Genomic DNA, 21,836 nt, shown 5'->3' with positions numbered 1-21,836 from the left:
AAAAAAGCGGCTAAGCCGCTTTTTTTATGCCTTATAGAATATCGCGGTCACGATACCCCAGTAGATACAAAATACCGTCCAGCCCCAGCGCGGAAATGGCATGCTCTGCATTTTCACGCACCAATGGTTTGGCCCGAAAGGCAATGCCCAGCCCCGCAATACTGAGCATCGGCAGGTCATTGGCGCCATCACCGACGGCAATGGTTTGTTGCAAACGAATGTTTTCACGCTGAGCCAGTTCACGCAGCAGCTCGGCTTTGCGCTGACCGTCGACTACCGTGCCGGTGACACGCCCGGTGACAACACCGTCAACCATTTCCAGCTCATTGGCATAGACATAGTCAATGCCCAGCTTTTGCTGCAAGTGCCGTCCGAAGTAGGTAAAACCGCCCGACAAAATGGCCGTTTTGTAGCCGAAGGCGCGCAAGTTTGAGATCAGACGCTCCGCTCCTTCAGTGATCGGCAGGCGCTCAGCGATCGACTCCAACACGCGGCCATCCAAGCCTTTTAACAACGCCACCCGCTGCTCAAACGACTGCCGGAAGTCGAGCTCGCCTTGCATCGCACGCTCGGTAATCTCCGACACCTGCTGGCCAACGCCGGCTTCGTGTGCCAGTTCATCAATCACTTCGGTTTCGATTAACGTCGAGTCCATGTCAAACGCCACTAGGCGGCGGTTGCGGCGGAAGACATCGTCTTGCTGGAAGGCAATATCAACGCCCAGTTCGTTGGCGATTTTTAAGAACTCCGCACGCATAGCGCTTTGCTCAACCGGTCCACGCACCGAGAACTCAACACACGCACGGGTTTGCTGATCGTGTGATTCCAGCGGCACACGACCGGATAAACGATTGATTTGATCAATGTTCAAACCGTGCTCAGAGACGATCGCAGTCACCCGTGCGATGGCCTGCGCTTCAATGCCACGACCCAACAAGGTAACGATATGTCGGTCTTTACCTTGAGCCTGTACCCAGTGCTCGTAGCTTTCCGGCGTTACCGGCGTAAAACGTACCGACAGTCCCATTTCATGGGCCTTGAACAGCACATCTTTGAGCACTGGCGCCGATTCAGCAGCGCTAGGAATCGCCGCTAGAATACCGAGCGACAATGTGTCGTGAATTTCGGCTTGGCCAATATCTAGAATTGCAACGCCGTACTGTGCCAGAACGGCACTGATGTTGGCGGTCAGTCCGGGTTTGTCCGTACCACTTACACGGATCAGTACCAATTCGGTCACAGCATCGGCCTCAATTACAGCTTACCGGCGTCGGCCTTGGCACTGGCGACAACGCCACGCAGCTCTTCGATCAAGTCAACCGTTTCGTGTACCGACAGCGCACGCTTGCGATCCAGACTCATCAGAAACAGGCCTTTTTCCAGCTGCTCCAGTTTTTCCTGCAGTGACTGCTTCACATCGCTCATGTTCATACCTCAAGTTGGTGAAAGAAAGCTAAGGCAGGCTCAGCCTCCTGTGAAATAAACCGTTGCCCCGCCACTGTTGTGTGCAGCGGTCTGCATCTCTACCAGCCGGGCTCTTTGCACGCTGGCGTTACCTCAAGCGGCGCATATAATACCACTACTGTTCAGGAAATCTGTGTTCGATTGAGTCCACCATGTCGCTACCTAGCCGTATTCGCCACAAACTGAATACAAGTCAATTAAATAGCCTGCTGGTAGCGATACTGATGCTGGGCACCGGCTTGCTGCTGAGCTTGCTGACCTACACCCACCTGTTGCAGCAACTGAGCACGCAGCAGCAAAACAACGTTGAGCGTCAATTGCAGCGCCTGGCCGTCGCCGCGGCGCCTGCTCTGGTGCAGCAAGACCGGGTGACGCTCAATGTACTGCTCGATGATTGGGTCAAGGGGCCTGCGATTCAGGGGCTGGAGATCTTATCAACCGATCAGCAGCGGCTGGCCAGCAGCGGTGACCACACAGCTGGCCAAGTCATGACGCGCCCGATCACTCAAGACAACCGCGCTTTAGGTGCAATTCGCGCCAGCCTAGACGCCACTCCCGTTCACCAAGTGGCCCGTCGTTATCTCGCTCTTGCCTTGATGGCAACGGGCTTGATGGCCATGCTGGCAGCCTTCGTGACCTACCAGCTGACTGAGCGCAGTTTTGGCCAATTTCGCTCTATTGTTGACGCATTGCAGCGTTTTCGCCACGGCCAAGACATTGAACTGACGCCCCCCGATGCGACCTTGCCGGAGTTTCGCCAGATGCAAACTGAGCTGCAGCACATTGCGCAGCAGCAGCAGCAACAGCACGCATTGGAAGAAGCACTGGGGCGCTTTGTACAGCACACCTCGGGCCATGATCAAAAAGGACTGCAGTATTTTGACTGTGCGCTGATGTACCTAGAGATACAAGAGCTGGATGTGCTGCAGAGCCGCCTGAGCGCAGAAGAGCTCAGCCAAACTCTGGGGCGCTACTATCGCCTCTTGTCGCATGCGGCAAAGCTCTACAATGGCCGGCTGGATCGCTTTTTAGGCGACGGCATTGTGATGATCTTTGGCGTCCCCAAAGCCGATCAACAATCGGCCATGCACAGCCTGTGCGCCGCACAGTTGTTCCAGGGCTTGGTCAATCAGGTGCGTGAACACGACTCCCATATTTATCCACTGGAGTTTCGTATTGCAGTGCATTGGGGGCCAGTGTTGATGACTCCGCTGCAAGGCGAAACCCAACTCAGTGGTAATCTTATTGGCGATACTCTGCATTGGGCGGCTCAGTTGGCGGCATGCGGAGAAGAACGCGGAGTGCTGGCCAGTTGTGAACTGGTGCAGCACCTCGACAGCGACATCGATTGGCGAGAAGGCCCAATATTGTCGGATTTGCATGGCAGAGAGCAGTGCAGCTACTGGCTGCAGCAATTGCCCGCCAAAACCCGCTCTTTGATTGAACGTCAAATCAAGCACATCACCGCCCTTACTACCAATGCCTGATTAGGCCATCAGCCCTGACTTGGTTGCGCTTTCCACAGACTGGTCTAGTGTCTAAGTCATTATGACCAAGGAGGGGCTGCTCGATGAGATTACCACTCGCTATGGCTGTCGCATCTGCACTGACAGTCAGTTCAACCGCCATCGCCAATGATCTGCGCATCAACGGTTTTATGAACGTCACCGCCGGGCATTTGTCTTCAGAGGATGTGAGCCTCGGGGGCTACGACAATGGCGTAATGTTTGATCCCGACACCTTGGTTGGCCTGCAGTTAGCCAAACAAGTGAATGACACTACTTCTGCGACCGTGCAGCTGATTTCTCGTGGCAGCGACGATTTTGATACTGAAGCTTCTTGGGCCTATGTCACCTATTCGGCCTCCGATAACACGGATTTACGCATTGGACGGCTAAGAACACCCTACTTTCACTACTCTGACTTCCTAGAAGTTGGTTACGCCTACAACTGGATTCGTCCTCCGGCTTTGGTGTATCGACTGGATATCTTTTCATCCATCAATGGTGTGGATGCAACACATCGCTTCTCGGTTGGTGACGCCGACGCCATGGTGCAACTTTACACCGGTCGCTACCAAGATGAGTTGAGTGGCTACCAAAGCGATCTGGAAAAAGCCGTTGGACTGGTCGCCAGCGTCACCAAAGGCAGCTTGTCGATACGCGCCAGTTATCACCAAGCGGATTTCAGCATGGATGTTGACCCATCCCAGGCCGGCCCTAATGGTCGCAGCCTAGATAACCTCGCCGCCGCAGCGGCTCAGGCCGGTGTAGGCGATGACTTTCTAGTGGATATGTCGACCGCCAAGTTCTACCAAGCATCGGTTAGCTATGACGATGGCGCTAGTTCGGTGATTGCCGAATGGACCGCCCTGGAGCAAGAAACCGCTGCGTTTATCGACGACAGTGCCTATCTGGTCAGTGCGGCGCATCGCTTCGGAACACTCACTGGCCACCTCACCTACGTGATGGCGGAGGACGACTTAGAGTCTGGTACGGTTGGCAGCTTCCAAAAACTGGCTGAATCCAAAGAAAGCAGCATCATCGTCGGGGTACGCTACGACTACGACAGCAGCACCGCCGTCAAATTCGATGTTCAGCATCATGATGAGGACACCATCAATGGCCAAGACGGTGACTCAGGCGTACTTTATCAGGCCGGCATGAGCTTAGTGTTCTAGGAGCGATACGATGAAAACCATCTCTATCAAACAGGTGCTGGCACTGACCTTTGCTCTTCTGGCTAGCCAAGCACAGGCCGAGTTCGCTGTCATTGTTAGCGCCAGTAACCAGCACGACAATTTAGATAAAACCGCCATTACCCGGATTTTTCTAGGTAAAGCCAGCTCCTTTCCCGATGGCAGTAAGGCCATTCCCGTTGATCAAACGGAAGGTACTGCAGGAAGAGAAGCGTTTAACTCAAAAGTGTTGGAAAAAAGCCCCAGTCAGCTCAAGGCATACTGGTCACGTCTGATATTCACCGGTAAAGGCACACCACCACAGGAGTCTGGCGGTGATTCTGAGGTTAAAGGGCTGGTGGCTAACAACCCCAATTTAATTGGCTACATCGACGCCAGCATGGTCGATGACTCGGTTAAAGTGGTTTACCGAATCCAATAATATTCAGCCGCGTTGCGGCTGATACTTTTCTTGCAACCTGACCAGCTCATCTTGCACTGAGATGATTTGTAAAAATCTCTCATCTTGCTCTAGCCAAGCAAGACACTGGGCCGTTGCCTCCAATGTCGATAGCCCATCTGCACGCGGTGATTTTCTAACCCGATAATCACTGGTTTTCTCAGGCGCTAGCGCAATATAAGGCAACTGCAAAAGCCATGGATTAAGATGCAGTAAACGCCGTACTTTTCTCCAGGTCCCGTCCAAAACCAACAGTTGTTTTCGTGCTTGTGCTTGTCCGTGCGTCAAAGCAGGTTTATCGGCCAGCGGATATAACAACGCCACGTTGTCTAACCCTTCTGGAAACAGCTGCTGCGGATGAAAAACATCTCCCACCATCAGGCGGCTGGGCTCCACGCTTAACTGCAGTAAGGGCGCCGTCGACAACGGATGTTTCGCTTCAGTTGGATCCTGTAAAACGGTGACACTCCACTTGCTGCTGCAGCGCCGGATGGCACTGCAAACACATACGCTAAGTGGACGCTGGCACTGCGCGCACAAGCGTCGACTCATGACAGCATTGACTTCAAAAAACGCCCGGTATGCGAATGTTTCAACGAAGCTATGTGCTCTGGAGTGCCGGTGGCAATAATATCGCCGCCTTTCGACCCGCCTTCAGGTCCTAGATCGACTATCCAGTCCGCGGTTTTAATCACATCCAAGTTATGCTCAATTACCACCACGGTATTGCCGTGGTCACGCAAGCGATGCAATACCGCTAACAGCTGTTCTATGTCTTGGAAATGCAACCCGGTGGTCGGCTCATCTAGAATGTAGAGCGTATTTCCGGTATCGCGTTTGGATAACTCTTTTGCCAGCTTTACCCGCTGCGCTTCACCGCCCGACAAGGTCGTCGCCGCCTGCCCCAATTTAATATAGCTAAGCCCTACGTCCATGAGGGTTTGCAGTTTGCGCGCAACTGCCGGAATGGCATCGAAGAAAGTACGCGCATCCTCTACCGTCATCTCCAGCACTTCGTGGATATTGCGGCCTTTATAGCGAATATCCAGCGTTTCACGATTGTAACGTTTTCCTTTACACACATCGCAAGGCACATAAATATCGGCCAGAAAGTGCATTTCCACTTTAATAACACCATCGCCCTGACACGCTTCGCAGCGGCCGCCTTTCACATTAAACGAGAAGCGTCCAGCTTTATAACCACGCGATCGCGCTTCTTGGGTTCCGGCAAACAACTCACGAATAGGCGTAAATATGCCCGTGTAAGTCGCTGGATTAGAACGCGGTGTGCGACCGATCGGGCTTTGGTCAATATCGACAACTTTATCCAACCATTGCAAACCATCGCAGCTGTCATGGACCGATGCTTTCAGCGTTGTGGCGCCATTTAATGCGGTCGCTGCTAGTGGGTATAGTGTTCTATTAATCAGTGTCGATTTCCCGGATCCGGAAACACCTGTCACACAGGTCATTAGCCCCAAAGGTATTTCAAGATCCACATCATTCAGATTATTACCACTGGCGCCGGTGAGACGTAACACACGTTCGTCATTGATGGGGGTTCGCTGTTCAGGAATGGCAATGCTACGTTTGCCAGACAGGTACTGGCCCGTGATCGAATTCTTATTTTTCATCACTTGCTTAGGCGTGCCATGAGCAACAATCTCGCCGCCATGCACCCCAGCACCTGGGCCAATATCGATTAAATAATCAGCATGACGAATGGCATCTTCATCGTGTTCAACGACCAACACGGTATTGCCCAAATCACGCAGGTCAAACAGGGTACTTAACAATCTATCATTGTCGCGCTGGTGCAAACCGATGGACGGTTCATCCAAAATATACATAACACCAACCAGACCAGCACCAATTTGCGAAGCCAAGCGAATGCGCTGCGCCTCGCCTCCCGACAAAGTATCTGAGCTGCGATTAAGCGTTAGATAGTCCAGACCAACATTGACCAAAAAACGAAGACGATCGCGAATTTCTTTCAGGATTTTTTCAGCAATTTCACCGCGATGACCGCTTAAATGCAGCTCACTAAAATATGAAAAAGCCTGCTCCACCGGCATGGCCGTACAAGAGTGAATGGTTTTATCACCAACAAAAACGTGCCGCGCCTCCGTTCGCAAACGCGAGCCTTCACAGGCAGGGCATGGTTGTACGCTCAAGTACTTAGATAACTCTTCGCGCACCATTTGTGAATCGGTTTCCCGATAGCGGCGCTCTAAGTTCGGCAACACGCCTTCAAACGGGTGTTTTTTATGAATGGTATCGCCACGTGAGTTCACATAGCTAAAGGTGACAACATCATCTCCACTGCCTTGCAGCAGCCATTGCTGTTGTTTTTTCGTCAGTTTGGCAAACGATTTATCGATGGAAAACCCGTAGTGCTCAGCCACCGACGTCAGCATCTGAAAATAATACACACTGCGGCGGTCCCAACCGCGGATAGCTCCCTCAGCCAGGCTTAGCGAGGGATCTTGTATCACCAGGTCTGGATCAAAGTACTGTTTGACACCAAGACCATCACAGCTGGTGCAGGCGCCAGCAGGGTTGTTAAAGGAGAACAACCTTGGCTCTAACTCGGACAAGCTGTAACCACAATGCGGGCAGCTAAACTGCGATGAAAATAACAGCGGTTCTTGCGACTCATCGTCCATCGAGCCAACCAGTGCCAAGCCGTTACTCAGTTCAAGGCAGGTTTCCAACGACTCAGAGAGACGCTGCTCAATGCCTTCTTTTAATCGGAAGCGATCAACCACCACCTCAACACTGTGTTTGCGGCGTTTATCCAGCGTTGGTACATCATCCAGATCACACACCACACCATCGATACGCACACGGATAAACCCTTGTGAACGCAAACTTTCGAACACATGCACATGTTCACCTTTGCGATCACGCACCACCGGCGCCAAAATCATGTATCGACCCTCCATCGGGAGATCCATGATGGTGTCGACCATTTGACTGACGGTCTGTGCTTCTAGAGTGACATCGTGATCAGGGCAGCGCGGCGTGCCGACACGGGCAAACAGCAGTCGCAAATAGTCGTAGATCTCGGTCACTGTGCCCACGGTCGAGCGTGGGTTGTGTGAGGTCGACTTCTGCTCAATGGAAATGGCTGGCGACAAGCCTTCAATCAGATCAACATCGGGCTTTTCCATCATCGACAGGAACTGACGAGCGTAGGTCGATAACGACTCTACATAGCGTCGTTGACCTTCCGCATACAGTGTGTCGAACGCCAAGGAGGACTTCCCAGAACCGCTAAGACCAGTAATGACCACCAGTTGGTCGCGGGGGATATCGATGTCGAGGTTTTTCAGATTGTGCGTTCGTGCGCCGCGTACCTGAATGGTTTTCATAGATGCAGATCAGCCTTTGAGGTAAGGCTGACCATTGTAGGGCAGTGCCCCGCATCTACAAGTCCTGATCAGGCACGATCACGCAACAATTCGTCCATATTTTCTTGCGCCCAATTCACCGCTTGAATGCGGTTGCTGGCGCCAATTTTTTTGAACAAATTGTAGATGTGCGTCTTCACTGTGTGCATGCTGACGTTTAACTGATCGGCAATTTCTGTGTTGGTCGCCCCGGTTGCAGTGAGCTGCAGAATTTGCTTTTCGCGCTTGGTCAGCTTACTGGCACATGGGCTCATGCGCTTCGGCTTGTGACGATGACGCGCCAAGTAGCCAGCCATCAACTGACGAGGCAACCAGCACTCACCGCTAAACACACCGACGATGCCCTTCGACAGCTGTTGTTGAGACGTATCGCGATAGAACAGGCCATTAACGTTTGGCCATGCGATCATGCGCTCTAGAGGGTCCTCGTGTGGCACATTGAACAGCGCTACTTGCATATCCATGGGCTGCTCGTGAATCTGCTCCAGCAGATCCTGGATGCGCTCCAATCTGCCGGCATCACCGTCGATCAGGGCCAGAGTCTTACACGGATACTCATTCCACTGCTGATCCCAGTGCAAACGATTAACCAACTGGCAATCGATATTGGTGCGCTGGTGAATAAAGCCAATTAAGATTGAGTTTTGCAGATTCTGCTGACCAAACAAGATAATGCGTCGGCCAGGTAGACGCGTTGACATGTCCATTCGTTGCTCCTTTTGCAAGACAGCCTCAGCCGCTGTGTCCATCCTCAATACGCCCCAAGGCGCTTGTACCTGAACGGTCATCCACCGGAAGTCTGAGTGTACGTTACGATAGCAAAAATTCTATGGTCTTATCGGGACAGCAGTAAAAGTGGCACTTATGCACCTTGCACCCGCTACCACGGAATCGAGTCTAGTCAGTATTAAGCCTTACGTATCAGAGATACAACCGACCATTGATGACATTTCACGCCTTCCTACCAGATCGCATTCCACCCCGCTGACGGTTCATTCCATCGCCTGATTGCTGGTACACTTGCCCGCCTTTTTTGTACCTCTGGACGAATCGACGTGTCACCTTCCTCCACTGAGCCATTTGCACATTCCGAACAGCGCGCTGTTGCGTCGTTAGCGTCTCTGTACGCAACGCGCATGCTCGGCCTGTTTATGGTGCTGCCGGTGATGATGGTAGAAGGCCAGAAGCTGGCGCATGCAACACCAGCACTGCTGGGGTTGGCGATGGGTGTATACGGTTTAACTCAGGCGCTACTGCAGATCCCAGCAGGTGCCCTGTCGGACCGCTTCGGCCGTAAGCCAGTGATTATCACCGGCCTGCTGATTTTTGCCTTAGGCAGCCTTATCGCCGCACTGTCCGACTCCGTCTACGGCGTTATTCTTGGGCGTGCGCTGCAAGGCGCCGGCGCCATTGCCAGCGCCATCATGGCACTGGTCACCGACCTGACACGTGAAGAGCACCGCATGAAAGCCATGGCGTCAATCGGCGCCAGCATCGGTTTGTCTTTTTCCGTTGCCCTCATTGCAGGGCCCTGGCTGGCGTCAATCGGCGGACTGGAGAGCATTTTTGGCCTCACTGCGGTGCTGGCGCTCCTTGGTGTGGCAGTGACGATATGGGTCATTCCTACACCAACAGCGCGACCACATAGGGACGCCAGTGCCGTCTGGCCAGAGGTGAAAAAACAACTCAGCAACCGCCAGCTGTGGCCGCTGAACATCGGCATTTTTGTATTGCATGCGTTGATGGTAGCCATCTTCGTTGCCATTCCTCTGCAGCTGATTAATGCCGGGCTCAGCAGCCAGGACCATACCTGGATGTATCTGCCGGTCTTACTGCTGGCGTTTGTACTGATGGTGCCGTTTATCATCGTGGCTGAGAAACGTCGGCAAATGAAAAGCGTGGTGCTGTTTGGCGCCATTGCCATTGTTGTCAGCCTTATGAGCATGTCTGTGTCGTCGCAGCTGTGGCACTGGGCTTTGGCCTTGTTGGTGTACTTTTGGGGCTTTAATTTGATGGAAGCAAGCTTGCCATCTTGGCTGAGCAAAGTAGCTCCGGCCGGTGCCAAAGGCAGCGCTATGGGAATCTATTCCAGCATGCAGTTTTTCGGCGCCTTTATCGGTGGCAGCGCAGGCGGTTTAATGCTCTCCGCCTACGGCCACATCGCTCTGTTTGTGAGCTTGGCCCTGCTAGTGTTAGCGTGGGCGGTCATGGTGATGAAAACACCAGCACCCAAGCACCTGACCAGCCTGCGCATGACCAGCACCAACGCGCTGAGCGATGCTCAATTGGCCGAGCTACAAGCCTTACAAGGCGTGGCCGAGGTCACCTGGCTGGCCGATGAAGCCGCCATCTATTTAAAAATCAGCGCCGATGAATTTGATTATTCTGCGGCGCAAATCATTATCAACCCCGCTCAGGCATCGGCCTAGCACACAAGCAGGAGCCAACTATGGGTCGTAGCGTAAATAAAGTGACATTGATTGGAACACTGGGGCGAGACCCGGAAGTGCGTTATATGCCAAACGGTAACGCCGTGGCCAACATCAGCCTGGCAACCGACGAAAGCTACAACGACAAGCAAACCGGGCAAAAGGTTGAGCAGACGGAATGGCATCGCATCACCATTTACGGCAAGTTAGCCGAAATCGTGCAGCAATATCTGAAAAAAGGCTCTCGCGCCTATTTTGAAGGCAAACTCAGAACACGAGAGTGGGAAAAAGACGGCGTCAAACGCTACACCACCGAAATCATCGCCAATGACATGATGATGCTGGATAGCCGCAGCGACAACATGGGTGCTGGTAACAACTTTGCTGGCCAAGGGATGAATGCACCAATGGGCGGTATGGGCAATGCGGCAATGGGTAACCAAGGTATGGGCCAGCCGATGGGCAATCAAGGCGGCTACCAAGCTCCTCCGGCCCAACAGCATGCAGCGCCGCAGCAGGCACAGCCGATGACTCAGCCACCGCAACAAGGCTATCAGCCGCCGGCTCAGCCAGCGCCGATGCAGCAACAGCAGCAACCGGCGCAGCAGCACGGAAGTTATCAGGCAGCGCAGCAACAAGCTCCTCAACAACCGGCACAACAGCCCGCACAACAACCACAGCAAGCGCCACAGCCAAGCAACAGCTTTGACGACTTCGACGACGACATCCCGTTCTAATCCAAGAACCTGCTGCGGCAATTAGCCGCAGCAGACTTCAGCTCATCAGCAGATGATCAAACGGCTCGATTGTCACAGCCTCACCGACCGCGACGTCACCACGCTCTTGCTCCAACACCACAAAGCAATTGGCTTCGGCCATGGTACTGAGCAAGGCTGAGTTTTGCTTTGCCAAGCTTCGCACCGTCAGTCCTTGCTCGGTCACACGATACACGCCACGCTGAAAATCTTGCCTGCCCGGCACCTTGTACATCTGTGTTTGCGCAACAGCCGGTAAGCGCAGACGCGGCTGCGAACACGCTCCACTGAGCAAGCGCACCAGCTCGGCACCCAACTGATCCAAGGTGACCAATGCGGACATGGGATTGCCAGGCAGCCCCATAAACCAACTGCTGGGCAGGCGCCCAAAGGCAAACGGTTTACCCGGCTTAATCGCCAGGCGCCACATCTCCAGCTCGCCCATGGAAGACACCACTGAGCGCAGATGATCGGCATCACCAACGGACACACCACCGGAGGTGACCACCAGATCGGCTTTCAAATCAGCTTCGGCGAGCATTTGCTGCACACTGGTTTCATCATCGCTGGCGCGCCCGAGATTCAACACTTCGCACCCAAGACGAGACAACAGCGATACAATCATGCTCAGGTTGCTGTCGTAGATCTGGCCAGCGGCCAGTGTATGCCCAGGCTCCACCAGTTCGTCACCGGTAGAAAAAACGGCGGCCACTGGACGACGCTTAACCTCGGCACTGGCGACACCAATACTGGCCAACATGCCTTGCTGGGCAGGGCCTAACCGAGTGCCAGCCGGCAATATCTCAGAGCCTTGCGCCACATCGGCGCCGCATCGGCGAATATTGGCACCCAACTCACCCAGACTGTCTGTCTGCAACCAGTCGCCATCAAGCTGACAGACTTCCTGCATGATCACGCGCTCGGTACCATCCGGTACTACGGCACCGGTCATAATGCGCACACACTGCCCCGCTTGCAGCGGCTCCGAGTAAGGGTGTCCCGCCAGCGCCTGCCCACACAATCGCCAAGGCGGCGTCTCTCCGCACACGGCATAACCATCCATGATGGCATTGTCGTGCGGTGGCACATTCATCGGGCTGCAGACGGCTTGCGCCAATACCCGAGCATCCAGCAGTGCCAGCGGAACGTTTTCCGTCTCCGCGACTGCAGACACACGCTCCGCTAAATACGCCAACGCGCGCTCAAGCGGCACCAAGCCCGGTTGATCACACAGGCTCATCGCACGCTTCAACTTTGCAGCTCAAATCGAGCCAGTTATTCAAGGCCAGCTGCAGTTCATCGCCCACCCGCAGCGGGCCAACGCCTGCCGGCGTGCCGGTCAGCACCACATCCCCCGCCTCCAGACCAAAGGCTGTGCTGGCTTCGCTCACCAACTGAGCGATGGAAAACAGCATATCTGCACTGCGCCCGTGTTGCTGCAGCTGTCCATTGCGCCAAAATTTAAGATCCAACTCTTGCCAATCTGTCACCTGCTCAGCAGACACAAACCGACTCAACGGGCAAGAATCGGGAAAGGCTTTTGCCCGCTCCCACGGATGGCCCTTGCTCTTCAGCTGGCTTTGCACATCGCGCAGGGTGAGATCGATGCCCAAGCCGATACCGGCGATGGCGCGCAATGCGGTGTCGACAGAGGCTTGATACAGAGGCCGACCTATCAGCAATGCGATTTCCAGTTCATGATGAACCTCGCCTTGCTGGGTGGGGATACGAATCGCGGGCTCCAAGTCGACCGCGCAGCTGGCCGGCTTGATAAACAACAGCGGTGTCTCAGGAATGGGGTTATTCAGTTCAGCGGCGTGATCGGCATAGTTGCGTCCCACACAGACCACTTTCGATACAGGGTGGGCAAAGGTTTGCTCATCCAGTCGGGCATACAGCATGCATTGCTCCTTAGTGACGGGACTGGCGCAAGTGTCGAGGCTTGGTGCAAAACTACACTTTTACCAGCTCGGATAATTCTCGATGGACTTCTTCAGGGTCTTGCAGATTCAGCTCAAGTAATCGGCGCAGCGCCGTCATGCTGTCTAGATCCAGGCTGGTGCATTCGCAGCCAACTACGTCGTCATGGCTGTGGACCAGCGTGCAATGCATGTCGATGCTTTCTAACTCGGACAAGGCGAGGGTGATTTGCAGCTCATCGCCGTGTTGCCAGTCGGCTTCAGCTGGTCGCGCCAACAGAATACCTTTAAGACTGATGTCCAGACAGTGCGTCTCGCTGACCTGGCCGCGGCAGCAGACCTGCACCGGCTGTAAAAAATTGACGCGCTGAAAATGACGCTTTTCCATACAACACCCCTCCCAATGATGCGCGATGACTCAAATCCCCCACAGCATAGCCGATGATGGCCAGCTGCGGGGAGCGCCTGCAATGCAGGCTTGGGACACTACGCCAGTCGCTTGTACTTCATACGCTTAGGAGCCGCATCGGCGCCTAAACGTTTTTTACGGTCGGCTTCGTATTCGGTGTAATTGCCCTCAAAGAAGGTCACCTTGGAGTCACCCTCGTAGGCCATAATATGCGTGGCAATACGATCCAGGAACCAACGGTCGTGAGACACCACCATCACAGTACCCGGGAAGGCATCAATGGCCTCTTCTAACGCACGCAAGGTTTCTACGTCCAGGTCATTGGACGGTTCGTCCAGCAACAGCACGTTGGCGCCCTGTTTTAAGGTGTAAGCCAGCTGCAAGCGGCCACGCTCACCACCCGATAACTCGCCCACACGTTTCTGCTGATCACCACCTTTAAAGTTGAAGCGGCCAATGTAGGCGCGGCTTGGGTACTCTTTGCCATTGATATTGAGCATATCCAGGCCATCAGAAATGGCTTCCCACACGGTTTTGCTGTCGTCCAACTCTTCACGCAGCTGCTCAACGAACGCCATTTTCACCGTTTCGCCCAGCACCACTTCACCTGAGTCTGGCTGCTCTGTACCAGCGATCATGCGGAACAAGGTGGATTTACCCGCGCCGTTACCGCCCACGATGCCGACAATAGCGCCCGCTGGAACGTTAAAACTCAGATCGTCGATCAACACGCGGTCACCGAACGATTTGGTCACGTTGTGGAACTCGATGACCTTATCGCCTAAGCGTGGGCCAGGTGGAATGTAAATTTCGTTGGTTTCGTTGCGAGTTTGGAACTCACGTGAGTTCATTTCTTCAAAGCGAGCCAAACGTGCTTTGCTCTTACTTTGACGGCCTTTAGCGCCCTGGCGTACCCACTCCAGCTCGTGCTTGATGGCTTTAGTGTGCGCTTCCTGCTCTTTCTTTTCTTGCTCTAAGCGCTTTTCTTTCTGCTCCAGCCAGTTGGTGTAGTTGCCCTGATACGGAATACCGTGGCCACGGTCCAGCTCCAAAATCCACTCGGCACAGTTGTCGAGGAAATAGCGATCGTGGGTAATGGCGACCACGGTGCCTGGGTATTCTTCCAGGAATTTTTCCAGCCAGCCCACGGATTCTGCATCCAAGTGGTTGGTCGGTTCGTCCAACAACAGCATATCGGGCTTGGACATCAGCAGGCGACACAGCGCCACGCGGCGGCGCTCACCACCGGATAGCTTGGTGACATCGGCATCCCAAGGCGGCAAGCGCAGCGCATCGGCAGCGATTTCCATTTGACGCTCCAAGTCATGACCACCGGCGGTTTCTATCAATGCTTCCAGCTGACCTTGGCGTTTTGCCAGAGCATCAAAATCCGCGTCTGGCTCAGCATAAGCGGCATACACTTGATCCAACTCGGCTTTGGCATTGACCAGATCGGCCAGGCCATCTTCAACATTGCCTTTCACATCTTTGGTCGGATCCAGCTCTGGCTCCTGTGGCAGATAGCCAATGTTCAGATCTGGCTGAGGGCGTGCTTCGCCAACAAATTCAGTGTCTACGCCGGCCATGATGCGCAGCAGTGTCGATTTGCCCGCGCCATTAAGGCCCAGTACACCGATCTTGGCGCCCGGGAAAAAGGACAAAGAAATATCGCGTAAAATTTGACGCTTGGGCGGTACCACTTTACCCAGGCGATTCATGGTGAATACGTATTGAGCCATACTCGCTTACCTCTGTATCAATTGGCGGCAAAGCTACTGAAAAGCGGACCAAGAAGCAACCGAATGGGCGGCCAACTGACACGGATGTGGTGGGCTTTCGCACCCTGGATGTGGTGGGTTTCGCCACAAGGTAAAACCCATCATTCAGCTACGGTTCGCATCGTCTCAGCACCTGACTATACTGACTTATGTCTGTTATCGAACTCGTGGCAATGCCCTGTCGTTCAACACATCCAACATAATGCGATGAGGTGCGTGCAGACACACAACAAGGTGCGACACCCAAGCAGACTGTCACCTGGCCACTGGTATTCACGCACAGACGTTATTATTGAATTATGCGCCCACACTCAGCCGCCCAGCCTTATCGCCGCTCTACCCACGGGCCAGCATCTGCCAGTACACCACTGTTTTTGCTGAGTTTCTTTTTTTTGGCCACCGTATTGGCACTCAATGCCTACCAACAATGGCACCTGGATCAGCAGCATTTTAAGCAAGACATTCAACACACACTGTCCAACTACTCGCAGCAGGCCGGGCTACTAGCCAAAGCGAGCTTACACACCAACAAGCTATTTAGCCTGAGTCACGCTGAGCTGATGCTGCGTTTCGCCAGAGAATCGAGAATGGTCGATGGTGAGCAGCTGCAGCAGCATTTACAGCAAGCCATTTTTCACTACACCGGCTTCTTTTTGCTCGACGACGAGCTCAACCCCATGACGCGTCTAGGCCGCGGCTTGCACGCCAAAGAAGTCAGCGACATGGTGCGCGAAGTTGCCTTGCTCGATGGTGAGGGGGCGATCTTTTCACTGCGCTACGGGCAACGCGGTGGCTATTACATTTATACGCCGTTCGAGTATCAGGATCAGCGCTATCACTTGGTGGTGCGTCGCACCTACAGCCAGCTGTCGGAGATTGTTTACCAGGGAGGCTTTGACGGATACGAGCTGCTGCTGATTGATCGACGTTACAATACCATCGCCATTCGCGACCATTATTACGCCAACAGCGATCAACAACCGCCGCTGCGCCCACGCGAAATTCATCGACTTATCAGCCGTGAGCCGCTGGCACATACCCCTTGGGATATCGCTGCGCTGCCTGTCCACAGTCAATTGCAGCAACAACTGTGGCAACGCGCCCAAGGACCGCTGTTGCTTCTCACGGTATTTGCCGTCTTGATCTACCTGTTGTGGCGCTATTTAAAACGCCAGGCGCGTCTGGCTCAGCAACAGCAATTGTTACACCGTGAATCGGAAATTCGCGCCGAGCGAGCACTGATTGCCATTGATGAAGCGCTGATTTCCACCGACCAACAAGGCCATATCGATTATCTCAACCCACGCGCGCAACGATTGCTGAGCGAACTTGGGCACAACCAAGTCAAAGGCACTGTGTTAATGCAGTTGTGGCCAGAACCCAATGCCCTGTGGAACCAACTGACGGACTTAAACGCGCTTCCCAAAGAATGGGACCCCAAACCGCTTGTTGTTCGCCAAGGCGATGAGTGGCGTACGCTGCAACAGGACATGAGCCTGCTGTACGACGATGGCACCGTCACCGGCGCGGTATGGCTGCTGCGCGACATTACCGAGCAGGTCGAAGCCACCCAAGCGCTGCAAGACAGCCGCAGCCGCTATAAAACTTTATTTCAGGAAGCTGGTATCGCCCATTGCTTGCTGGATATCAGTCAGTTTGACGGCCAGCTGCAAAGCATCACCTTGATCGATGCCAACGACGCTGCACTGACTTTATTTGCCGCACAAGACCGTCAACAGCTGCTGGATCGCTACCCGCAGCTATTAGGCAACCAGGGCAACGAACTGGAGCGTTCGTTGCTAAGAGCGCAAGAGTTGCAGCTGACGACCACAGAATTTGAACTGCGCATGCAGAACTTTACGGGCCAGCAAATCGATTTGTGGGCCAACCTGAGTTTTCGTTCAGCAGGCGAAGGCCAAGCGCTGTTGACCTTCATCGATATTACCGAAAATAAACGCGCGCATGAGGAGATCAAACAACGCGAGGCATTTTGGGCACGCGTAATGTCAGCAATGCCAGATTTGGTGTACGTGATCGACCTCAACCATGAGCTGCAACAAAATATTATTTTCAAAAATCGCACCATGGGGGATTTATTAGGTTACCCAGAGCACCATGCGTTATCGCAATGGTATGAATACGCCCACCCCGATGATCAACGCATACTCGCGCAAGAGCTAGCCGAAGTGCGCAAACTCGAGATGGGCAGCACCCGCAGCCGCTCGGCCAGATTCATTCATTTCGACGGCAGCACTCGCATTCTGAAATTTACCGATACGCCGTTTTTGCTCGATGACTCGGGTTTGGTCACGCGTTACATTGGTACCGCTCGCGATGTCACCGAAGAAGTCGAAAAGCAAGAGCACATCGTCGAAAGTGAGCGTCGTTATCGCCTGTTGGCGGAAAATATGAGCGACATCATTTGGGCCACCGACACCGAGCTGAACATGAGTTTTATCAGCTCATCAGTACAGCGGCTGCTGGGGTACCAGCCGGATGAACTGATGCGCAAAGGCATCGGCGTGATTTTTTCGCGCAAAGACTTACGCCAATTAATGCAGATTTTGCGTCAGCACTTGCATATTGCCCTACGTGACCCAGGCGGCGCACAAAAGCACAACATCAGCGTTAATCGCGACATGATGGCCATCGGCAAAAGTGGCACCGAAGTATTGCTAGAGCTAAACATCAGCCTACTGTGGAATGAGCAAGGCGATTTACAAGGCTTTATGGGATTGTGTCGTGATGTCACAGCCGCACGAAAAATCGAACAAGAACTGCAGTTGGCGGCGGAGGTATTTGAAAACAGTAACGAGGCGATCTTAATTACCGACCAGCAAATGAACATCGCCAGTATCAATCAGGCATTTACCGACATTACCGGTTATGAGCACAAAGACGTAATTGGCCAAACGCCGGACTTTTTGATTTCGCCCAAACACCACAGCACCTCATTTTATGAAGACATTGGCGAAGCGCTGGTGGTGGACGGCTATTGGCAAGGCGAAATCACTTATCAACGTTCAGACCAGGAGCGGCGTGTTGGCTGGGCCGGTGTCAGTGCGATTCGCGATCAGCAGCACCAAGTGCAAAGCCTGATTATCATTATGTCTGATGTTACCGAGCGCAAAGTGGCCGAAGAGCGCATTCATCGCTTGGCCTACTACGACCCACTGACCGGCTTGCCCAATCGCAGCCAAATGCACGAGCGTTTTGATTTGCTATTGCGTGCGTGTGAGCAAGCAAAACAGTCCGCTGCCTTGTTATTTATCGATCTTGATCGCTTTAAACCCATCAACGATTCCATGGGTCACCCGGCTGGCGATCGGGTATTAAAAGAAGTGGCCGAGCGGCTGCAAAACTGCATTAAAAAGCACGATTTAATTGCGCGCATGGGCGGCGATGAATTCACCATTGCCATCGGTCAACAAAGCAGCAGCGACAGTGCCGCTGATACCGCCGTCAAAGTTGGCGAGCGCATTTTACACGCGCTACACCAGCCCTATTTTTTGGGTCAGCGTGAGGTATTTATCAGTGCCAGCATTGGGATTTCTATTTACCCCCACGATGGCCACACAGTGATTGAGTTATTAAAAAATGCCGATTTGGCGATGTACCATGCCAAAGACATGGGTCGCGACAACGTGCAGTTTTACGATGCTCACATGAACCAAAAGGCGGTAGAGTTACTGGAGCTGGAAAATGATCTGCGCCATGCCTTAGAGCGTGGTGAGCTGGAGTTGTATTTCCAACCACAGCACCTGAGTCAGGATGGCCGTCCGGTTGGAGTGGAAGCGTTACTGCGTTGGCACCATCCGCGCAAGGGTCTGGTGTCGCCCGGGTTGTTTATTCCCATCATGGAAGATACTGGCATGATCGTTCCCATCGGCCGCTGGGTGTTGGCGCAAGCCTGCGAAACCTTTGCCAGCTGGCAGTCGCAAGGGCTGACTCAGCTGCAACACATGGCGGTGAATGTTTCTGCTCGTCAGTTTCACCAAACCGATTTTGTCGACATGGTACGCGACATCCTCACCGCCACCGGCATTCAACCGCAGCAACTGGAGTTGGAGTTAACGGAAAGCGTGTTGATCGACGACATCGACCACACCTTATCTGTGCTGAAAGGTTTGAATGAACTGGGCGTACACACCGCCATTGACGATTTTGGTACCGGTTATTCGTCGCTGAACTATTTAAAACAGTTCCCGGTAGACACCTTAAAGATTGATCGCAGCTTTATTCAGAATTTGCCCGACAATAATAACGACGCTCAAATTACCCGTACCATCATCGCCATGGCACACAACCTTGGTATGCGGGTGATTGCCGAAGGGGTAGAAACAGAAGCTCAATACCACTTTTTAGAGCGAGCCGGCTGTGAAATGTTGCAAGGGTTTTTATTCTCACGCCCATTGCCGGAACAAGAATTGCTATCGCAACTGGATACACTCACCCTCAACCAGACCTTGCTCTGATTCAGGAGACACTATGGCTCGACACCCGGCATCGGTTTCCAGCGTATTGGCACTCGCTTCCGCCTGCCCTACGCTGGCTGCCGTCGCACCCAGCGACAATGAAATTGGCTATCGCTACAGCCACTATCAAGAAGCCGATGCACCCGCCAATCGTGTCGCCAGTGGCAGTACGGAACGCTATCAAATTGATATTCATCAGTTGCATTGGCGGCAAGTCATTGCCGAGCAGTGGCAGCTGCAAGCTGCCGCCAGCCTAGAAAGCATGAGTGGCGCTTCGGCCTTGCAAACCTATCGCAACGACGCCGGCCAAAGCGAAGTGATTATGAGTGGCGCCAGTATCGAAGAACGCCGAACCGATGGCCGCATCAGTATCAGCCGCTTTTTTGATGAAGGCACGCTGTCCGCAGGTTATTACCAAAGCCAGGAAAATGATTACGCCGCCAGAGCGGTAAATGTCAGCGGTGAGCTGGAGCTTAATCAGGCACATACAGTGCTTAGTGCTGGCTACAGTCTGTCGAACGACACCCTCAACCCCAGCGATGCCAACGGCATTGCCCAGCGTGAGGCTGCCGACGGTGAAACCAAGCAAACCCGCGACATGTACGTGGGTGTCAGTCAAATTCTCAATCGCTACGAAGTGATTCAGCTGACCTTGGCACAGCGCTACAGTGACGGCTACTTGTCCGACCCCTACCGCAGCATTGATGTGCGTCCACAAGAACGCCTGGGCAGCAGCATCAGCCTGCTGTATCGCTTTTACATGGCACCCTGGAATGGCGCCTGGCATTGGGACTATCGCTACTACAAAGACGATTGGGAGGTCGCGTCACACACCTTAGAGGGCCGCTGGTTGCAACAGCTCACCGATCACGTGCGCTGGCGCATTGCTTTACGCGGTTATCAACAAAGCGAAGCCGAGTTTTATTCTTTGGCAGCCACGCGCGAGACCAGTTTTCAAAGCAGCGATGCACGGCTGTCCGCGTATGGGGCGTTGACTGCTAGCCTGGGGCTGGATTTGGGGCTTGACGATGTCACCGTCAGTATTGACTGGAGCCAATACGAAAGTCGTGAACAATGGGGGCCTGCACGCAATGATGCGGATGAGGCCCCGTCTTTGGTTAACTACCAGCTGCTGTCTCTAGGACTGCTGTATCGCTACTGAGGGTTTGAGCCTGCCAAGGCTCAGCCAACGCTTGCAGGTGCTCGTGCAGCGCTGCCACAAACGCCGTTGGCTGCTCCAACGGCCACATGTGGTTGGCATCCGGCTGCAGCCATCGAACGGCCGCTAGATGCGGCTTCACTGACTGCGTCACCAGACGAAACAGCACGCGGCTGCGAGCGCCGGTGGCCAAAGTCACCGGCACCGTGATAGCACTCAGACGCGCAGCACACAGGTCCGTGGCCGGCGCCTGCTGCATTTGCTGCACCAGCGTGTGGGCATTGTCGAGTTGCTGCTGCTGCAACACTTCAGGCTGCTGATGAAAATAGCCTAGTGCTTGACCCGAGCCGTCGATCAATGCCGCTACCGCTTGCTCCAACCGCCCCTCCTCCAAGTGCGGAATGACCGGGTCAAACATGGCGCCGGCGTCGGTCATAAACTCGCCCATCTCGTCCTTGCTCAGACAGCCCGGATAGCCGGGGTCATAAACAAATGCCGAGGCCACTTGGCTGGGGGCATGCGTCAACGCCGCCAGCACCACATCAGCGCCATAAGACCAACCCACCAGATGCACGCGAATGCCGCCAGGCAGTGCTTGCAACCATTGCAATAAGTCCTGTGCGTGCTGATTAATGCCAAACTCGCCGCTGTGCTCCTGTCCCTGAGCACCAAAATAGCGCTGGCTGACGGCATAGCCCTGACAAACACCGCCCAAACACTCAATGTGCGGCTGCCACATGCGGGCATCGGCCAACGCACCGTGAACAAACAAAATAAGATCGCCCTGCTGAAACTCGGGCAAAGTCACTGAAAACATGAAAAAACGCCTTGCAAACGTGCCAGTTGGCACGACCAATTCAAGGCGGCTTTATACGTCAATCCATCACAAGGTCAATGC

Annotated in this window: 17 protein-coding genes; 7 read left to right on the top strand and 10 right to left on the bottom strand. The window is 53.9% G+C overall.

Features of this window, described 5'->3' with window-relative positions:
• Nucleotides 1-31 precede the first annotated feature (31 nt).
• Both serB and CHH28_RS20055 read right to left on the bottom strand, forming a co-directional pair.
• Complete coding sequence (gene serB / locus CHH28_RS09365; RefSeq protein ID WP_094060065.1) at nt 32-1,240, bottom strand: phosphoserine phosphatase SerB; 1,209 nt, start codon at nt 1,238-1,240, stop codon at nt 32-34.
• A 14-nt stretch (nt 1,241-1,254) separates the two neighbouring features.
• Nucleotides 1,255-1,425, bottom strand: coding sequence for a hypothetical protein (locus CHH28_RS20055; RefSeq protein WP_199244046.1), 171 nt, complete (start codon nt 1,423-1,425; stop codon nt 1,255-1,257).
• A 191-nt stretch (nt 1,426-1,616) separates the two neighbouring features.
• Here CHH28_RS20055 and CHH28_RS09360 point away from each other — a divergent pair, with 191 nt between their 5' ends.
• From CHH28_RS09360 to CHH28_RS09350, 3 genes are all read left to right on the top strand, one after another.
• Complete coding sequence (locus tag CHH28_RS09360) at nt 1,617-2,951, top strand: adenylate/guanylate cyclase domain-containing protein (RefSeq protein WP_094060064.1); 1,335 nt, start codon at nt 1,617-1,619, stop codon at nt 2,949-2,951.
• 101 nt (nt 2,952-3,052) lie between these two features.
• Entirely contained in the window at nt 3,053-4,144 is a 1,092-nt protein-coding gene (locus CHH28_RS09355) for a hypothetical protein (protein WP_094060063.1), read from the top strand.
• 10 nt (nt 4,145-4,154) lie between these two features.
• On the top strand, nt 4,155-4,583 hold the full coding sequence (locus tag CHH28_RS09350) for a phosphate ABC transporter substrate-binding protein (protein ID WP_094060062.1): 429 nt from the start codon (nt 4,155-4,157) through the stop codon (nt 4,581-4,583).
• Between the two features lie 3 nt (nt 4,584-4,586).
• Here the strand turns inward: CHH28_RS09350 and CHH28_RS09345 are convergent, their stop codons facing one another.
• The 3 genes from CHH28_RS09345 to CHH28_RS20370 form a co-directional block, all read right to left on the bottom strand.
• Nucleotides 4,587-5,153, bottom strand: coding sequence for a tRNA-uridine aminocarboxypropyltransferase (locus CHH28_RS09345; RefSeq protein WP_094060061.1), 567 nt, complete (start codon nt 5,151-5,153; stop codon nt 4,587-4,589).
• Nucleotides 5,150-7,975 (bottom strand): excinuclease ABC subunit UvrA, encoded by a 2,826-nt coding sequence (uvrA, locus tag CHH28_RS09340; RefSeq protein ID WP_094060060.1) that lies wholly within the window; start codon nt 7,973-7,975, stop codon nt 5,150-5,152. Before uvrA ends, CHH28_RS09345 begins: the two co-directional genes overlap by 4 nt.
• A 68-nt stretch (nt 7,976-8,043) precedes the next feature.
• Nucleotides 8,044-8,721 carry a LuxR C-terminal-related transcriptional regulator gene (locus CHH28_RS20370; RefSeq protein WP_157729858.1) on the bottom strand — a complete coding sequence of 226 codons (678 nt, stop codon included), beginning with the start codon at nt 8,719-8,721 and terminating at the stop codon, nt 8,044-8,046.
• A gap of 348 nt (nt 8,722-9,069) precedes the next feature.
• On the opposite strand from CHH28_RS20370, the gene CHH28_RS09330 reads away from it, so the two are divergent.
• Together CHH28_RS09330 and CHH28_RS09325 are read left to right on the top strand one after the other, a co-directional pair.
• Nucleotides 9,070-10,443, top strand: a complete 1,374-nt coding sequence (locus CHH28_RS09330; RefSeq protein ID WP_094060058.1) for an MFS transporter — start codon at nt 9,070-9,072, stop codon at nt 10,441-10,443.
• A gap of 20 nt (nt 10,444-10,463) precedes the next feature.
• The gene (locus CHH28_RS09325; protein WP_094060057.1) at nt 10,464-11,180 is read left to right on the top strand and encodes a single-stranded DNA-binding protein; all 717 of its coding nucleotides are present in this window, start codon (nt 10,464-10,466) and stop codon (nt 11,178-11,180) included.
• Between the two features lie 37 nt (nt 11,181-11,217).
• Here CHH28_RS09325 and glp read toward each other — a convergent pair whose 3' ends face one another.
• From glp to ettA, 4 genes are all read right to left on the bottom strand, one after another.
• Nucleotides 11,218-12,438, bottom strand: a complete 1,221-nt coding sequence (glp, locus tag CHH28_RS09320) for a gephyrin-like molybdotransferase Glp (RefSeq protein ID WP_094060056.1) — start codon at nt 12,436-12,438, stop codon at nt 11,218-11,220.
• Complete coding sequence (locus CHH28_RS09315; RefSeq protein WP_094060055.1) at nt 12,425-13,099, bottom strand: fumarylacetoacetate hydrolase family protein; 675 nt, start codon at nt 13,097-13,099, stop codon at nt 12,425-12,427. Before CHH28_RS09315 ends, glp begins: the two co-directional genes overlap by 14 nt.
• Nucleotides 13,100-13,151: 52 nt before the next feature.
• Complete coding sequence (locus CHH28_RS09310) at nt 13,152-13,505, bottom strand: PilZ domain-containing protein (RefSeq protein ID WP_094060054.1); 354 nt, start codon at nt 13,503-13,505, stop codon at nt 13,152-13,154.
• Nucleotides 13,506-13,603: 98 nt separating this feature from the next.
• Nucleotides 13,604-15,265 (bottom strand): energy-dependent translational throttle protein EttA, encoded by a 1,662-nt coding sequence (ettA, locus tag CHH28_RS09305; RefSeq protein ID WP_094060053.1) that lies wholly within the window; start codon nt 15,263-15,265, stop codon nt 13,604-13,606.
• A gap of 338 nt (nt 15,266-15,603) precedes the next feature.
• Between ettA and CHH28_RS09300 the strand changes: the two genes are divergently transcribed.
• Complete coding sequence (locus tag CHH28_RS09300; protein ID WP_094060052.1) at nt 15,604-19,779, top strand: EAL and GGDEF domain-containing protein; 4,176 nt, start codon at nt 15,604-15,606, stop codon at nt 19,777-19,779.
• Nucleotides 19,780-19,792: 13 nt separating this feature from the next.
• A complete protein-coding gene (locus CHH28_RS09295; RefSeq protein ID WP_094060051.1) occupies nt 19,793-20,941 on the top strand; it encodes a DUF3570 domain-containing protein in 1,149 nt (382 codons plus the stop codon).
• Here CHH28_RS09295 and CHH28_RS09290 read toward each other — a convergent pair.
• Nucleotides 20,898-21,755 carry an alpha/beta fold hydrolase gene (locus CHH28_RS09290; protein WP_094060050.1) on the bottom strand — a complete coding sequence of 286 codons (858 nt, stop codon included), beginning with the start codon at nt 21,753-21,755 and terminating at the stop codon, nt 20,898-20,900. The two genes, CHH28_RS09295 and CHH28_RS09290, sit on opposite strands and share 44 nt — an antisense overlap.
• Nucleotides 21,756-21,836: the final 81 nt, after the last annotated feature.

The sequence above is a fragment of the Bacterioplanes sanyensis genome (assembly GCF_002237535.1).
GTDB lineage: Bacteria > Pseudomonadota > Gammaproteobacteria > Pseudomonadales > Oceanobacteraceae > Bacterioplanes > Bacterioplanes sanyensis_A.
The sequence above is the reverse complement of the archived record's forward strand: the minus strand, read 5'-3'. Positions and strand labels throughout refer to the sequence as shown.

Excerpts from the sequence above, each read along its gene's own strand:
- CHH28_RS09350 (WP_094060062.1), top strand. The coding sequence starts at position 4,155 with ATGAAAACCATCTCTATCAAACAGGTGCTGGCACTGACCTTTGCTCTT.
- CHH28_RS09345 (WP_094060061.1), bottom strand. The coding sequence starts at position 5,153 with ATGAGTCGACGCTTGTGCGCGCAGTGCCAGCGTCCACTTAGCGTATGT.
- CHH28_RS09300 (WP_094060052.1), top strand. The coding sequence starts at position 15,604 with ATGCGCCCACACTCAGCCGCCCAGCCTTATCGCCGCTCTACCCACGGG.
- CHH28_RS09315 (WP_094060055.1), bottom strand. The coding sequence starts at position 13,099 with ATGCTGTATGCCCGACTGGATGAGCAAACCTTTGCCCACCCTGTATCG.
- CHH28_RS09310 (WP_094060054.1), bottom strand. The coding sequence starts at position 13,505 with ATGGAAAAGCGTCATTTTCAGCGCGTCAATTTTTTACAGCCGGTGCAG.
- glp (WP_094060056.1), bottom strand. The coding sequence starts at position 12,438 with ATGAGCCTGTGTGATCAACCGGGCTTGGTGCCGCTTGAGCGCGCGTTG.
- CHH28_RS20055 (WP_199244046.1), bottom strand. The coding sequence starts at position 1,425 with ATGAGCGATGTGAAGCAGTCACTGCAGGAAAAACTGGAGCAGCTGGAA.
- CHH28_RS09295 (WP_094060051.1), top strand. The coding sequence starts at position 19,793 with ATGGCTCGACACCCGGCATCGGTTTCCAGCGTATTGGCACTCGCTTCC.
- CHH28_RS09325 (WP_094060057.1), top strand. The coding sequence starts at position 10,464 with ATGGGTCGTAGCGTAAATAAAGTGACATTGATTGGAACACTGGGGCGA.
- ettA (WP_094060053.1), bottom strand. The coding sequence starts at position 15,265 with ATGGCTCAATACGTATTCACCATGAATCGCCTGGGTAAAGTGGTACCG.
- CHH28_RS09355 (WP_094060063.1), top strand. The coding sequence starts at position 3,053 with ATGGCTGTCGCATCTGCACTGACAGTCAGTTCAACCGCCATCGCCAAT.
- uvrA (WP_094060060.1), bottom strand. The coding sequence starts at position 7,975 with ATGAAAACCATTCAGGTACGCGGCGCACGAACGCACAATCTGAAAAAC.
- CHH28_RS09360 (WP_094060064.1), top strand. The coding sequence starts at position 1,617 with ATGTCGCTACCTAGCCGTATTCGCCACAAACTGAATACAAGTCAATTA.
- CHH28_RS20370 (WP_157729858.1), bottom strand. The coding sequence starts at position 8,721 with ATGGACATGTCAACGCGTCTACCTGGCCGACGCATTATCTTGTTTGGT.
- CHH28_RS09290 (WP_094060050.1), bottom strand. The coding sequence starts at position 21,755 with ATGTTTTCAGTGACTTTGCCCGAGTTTCAGCAGGGCGATCTTATTTTG.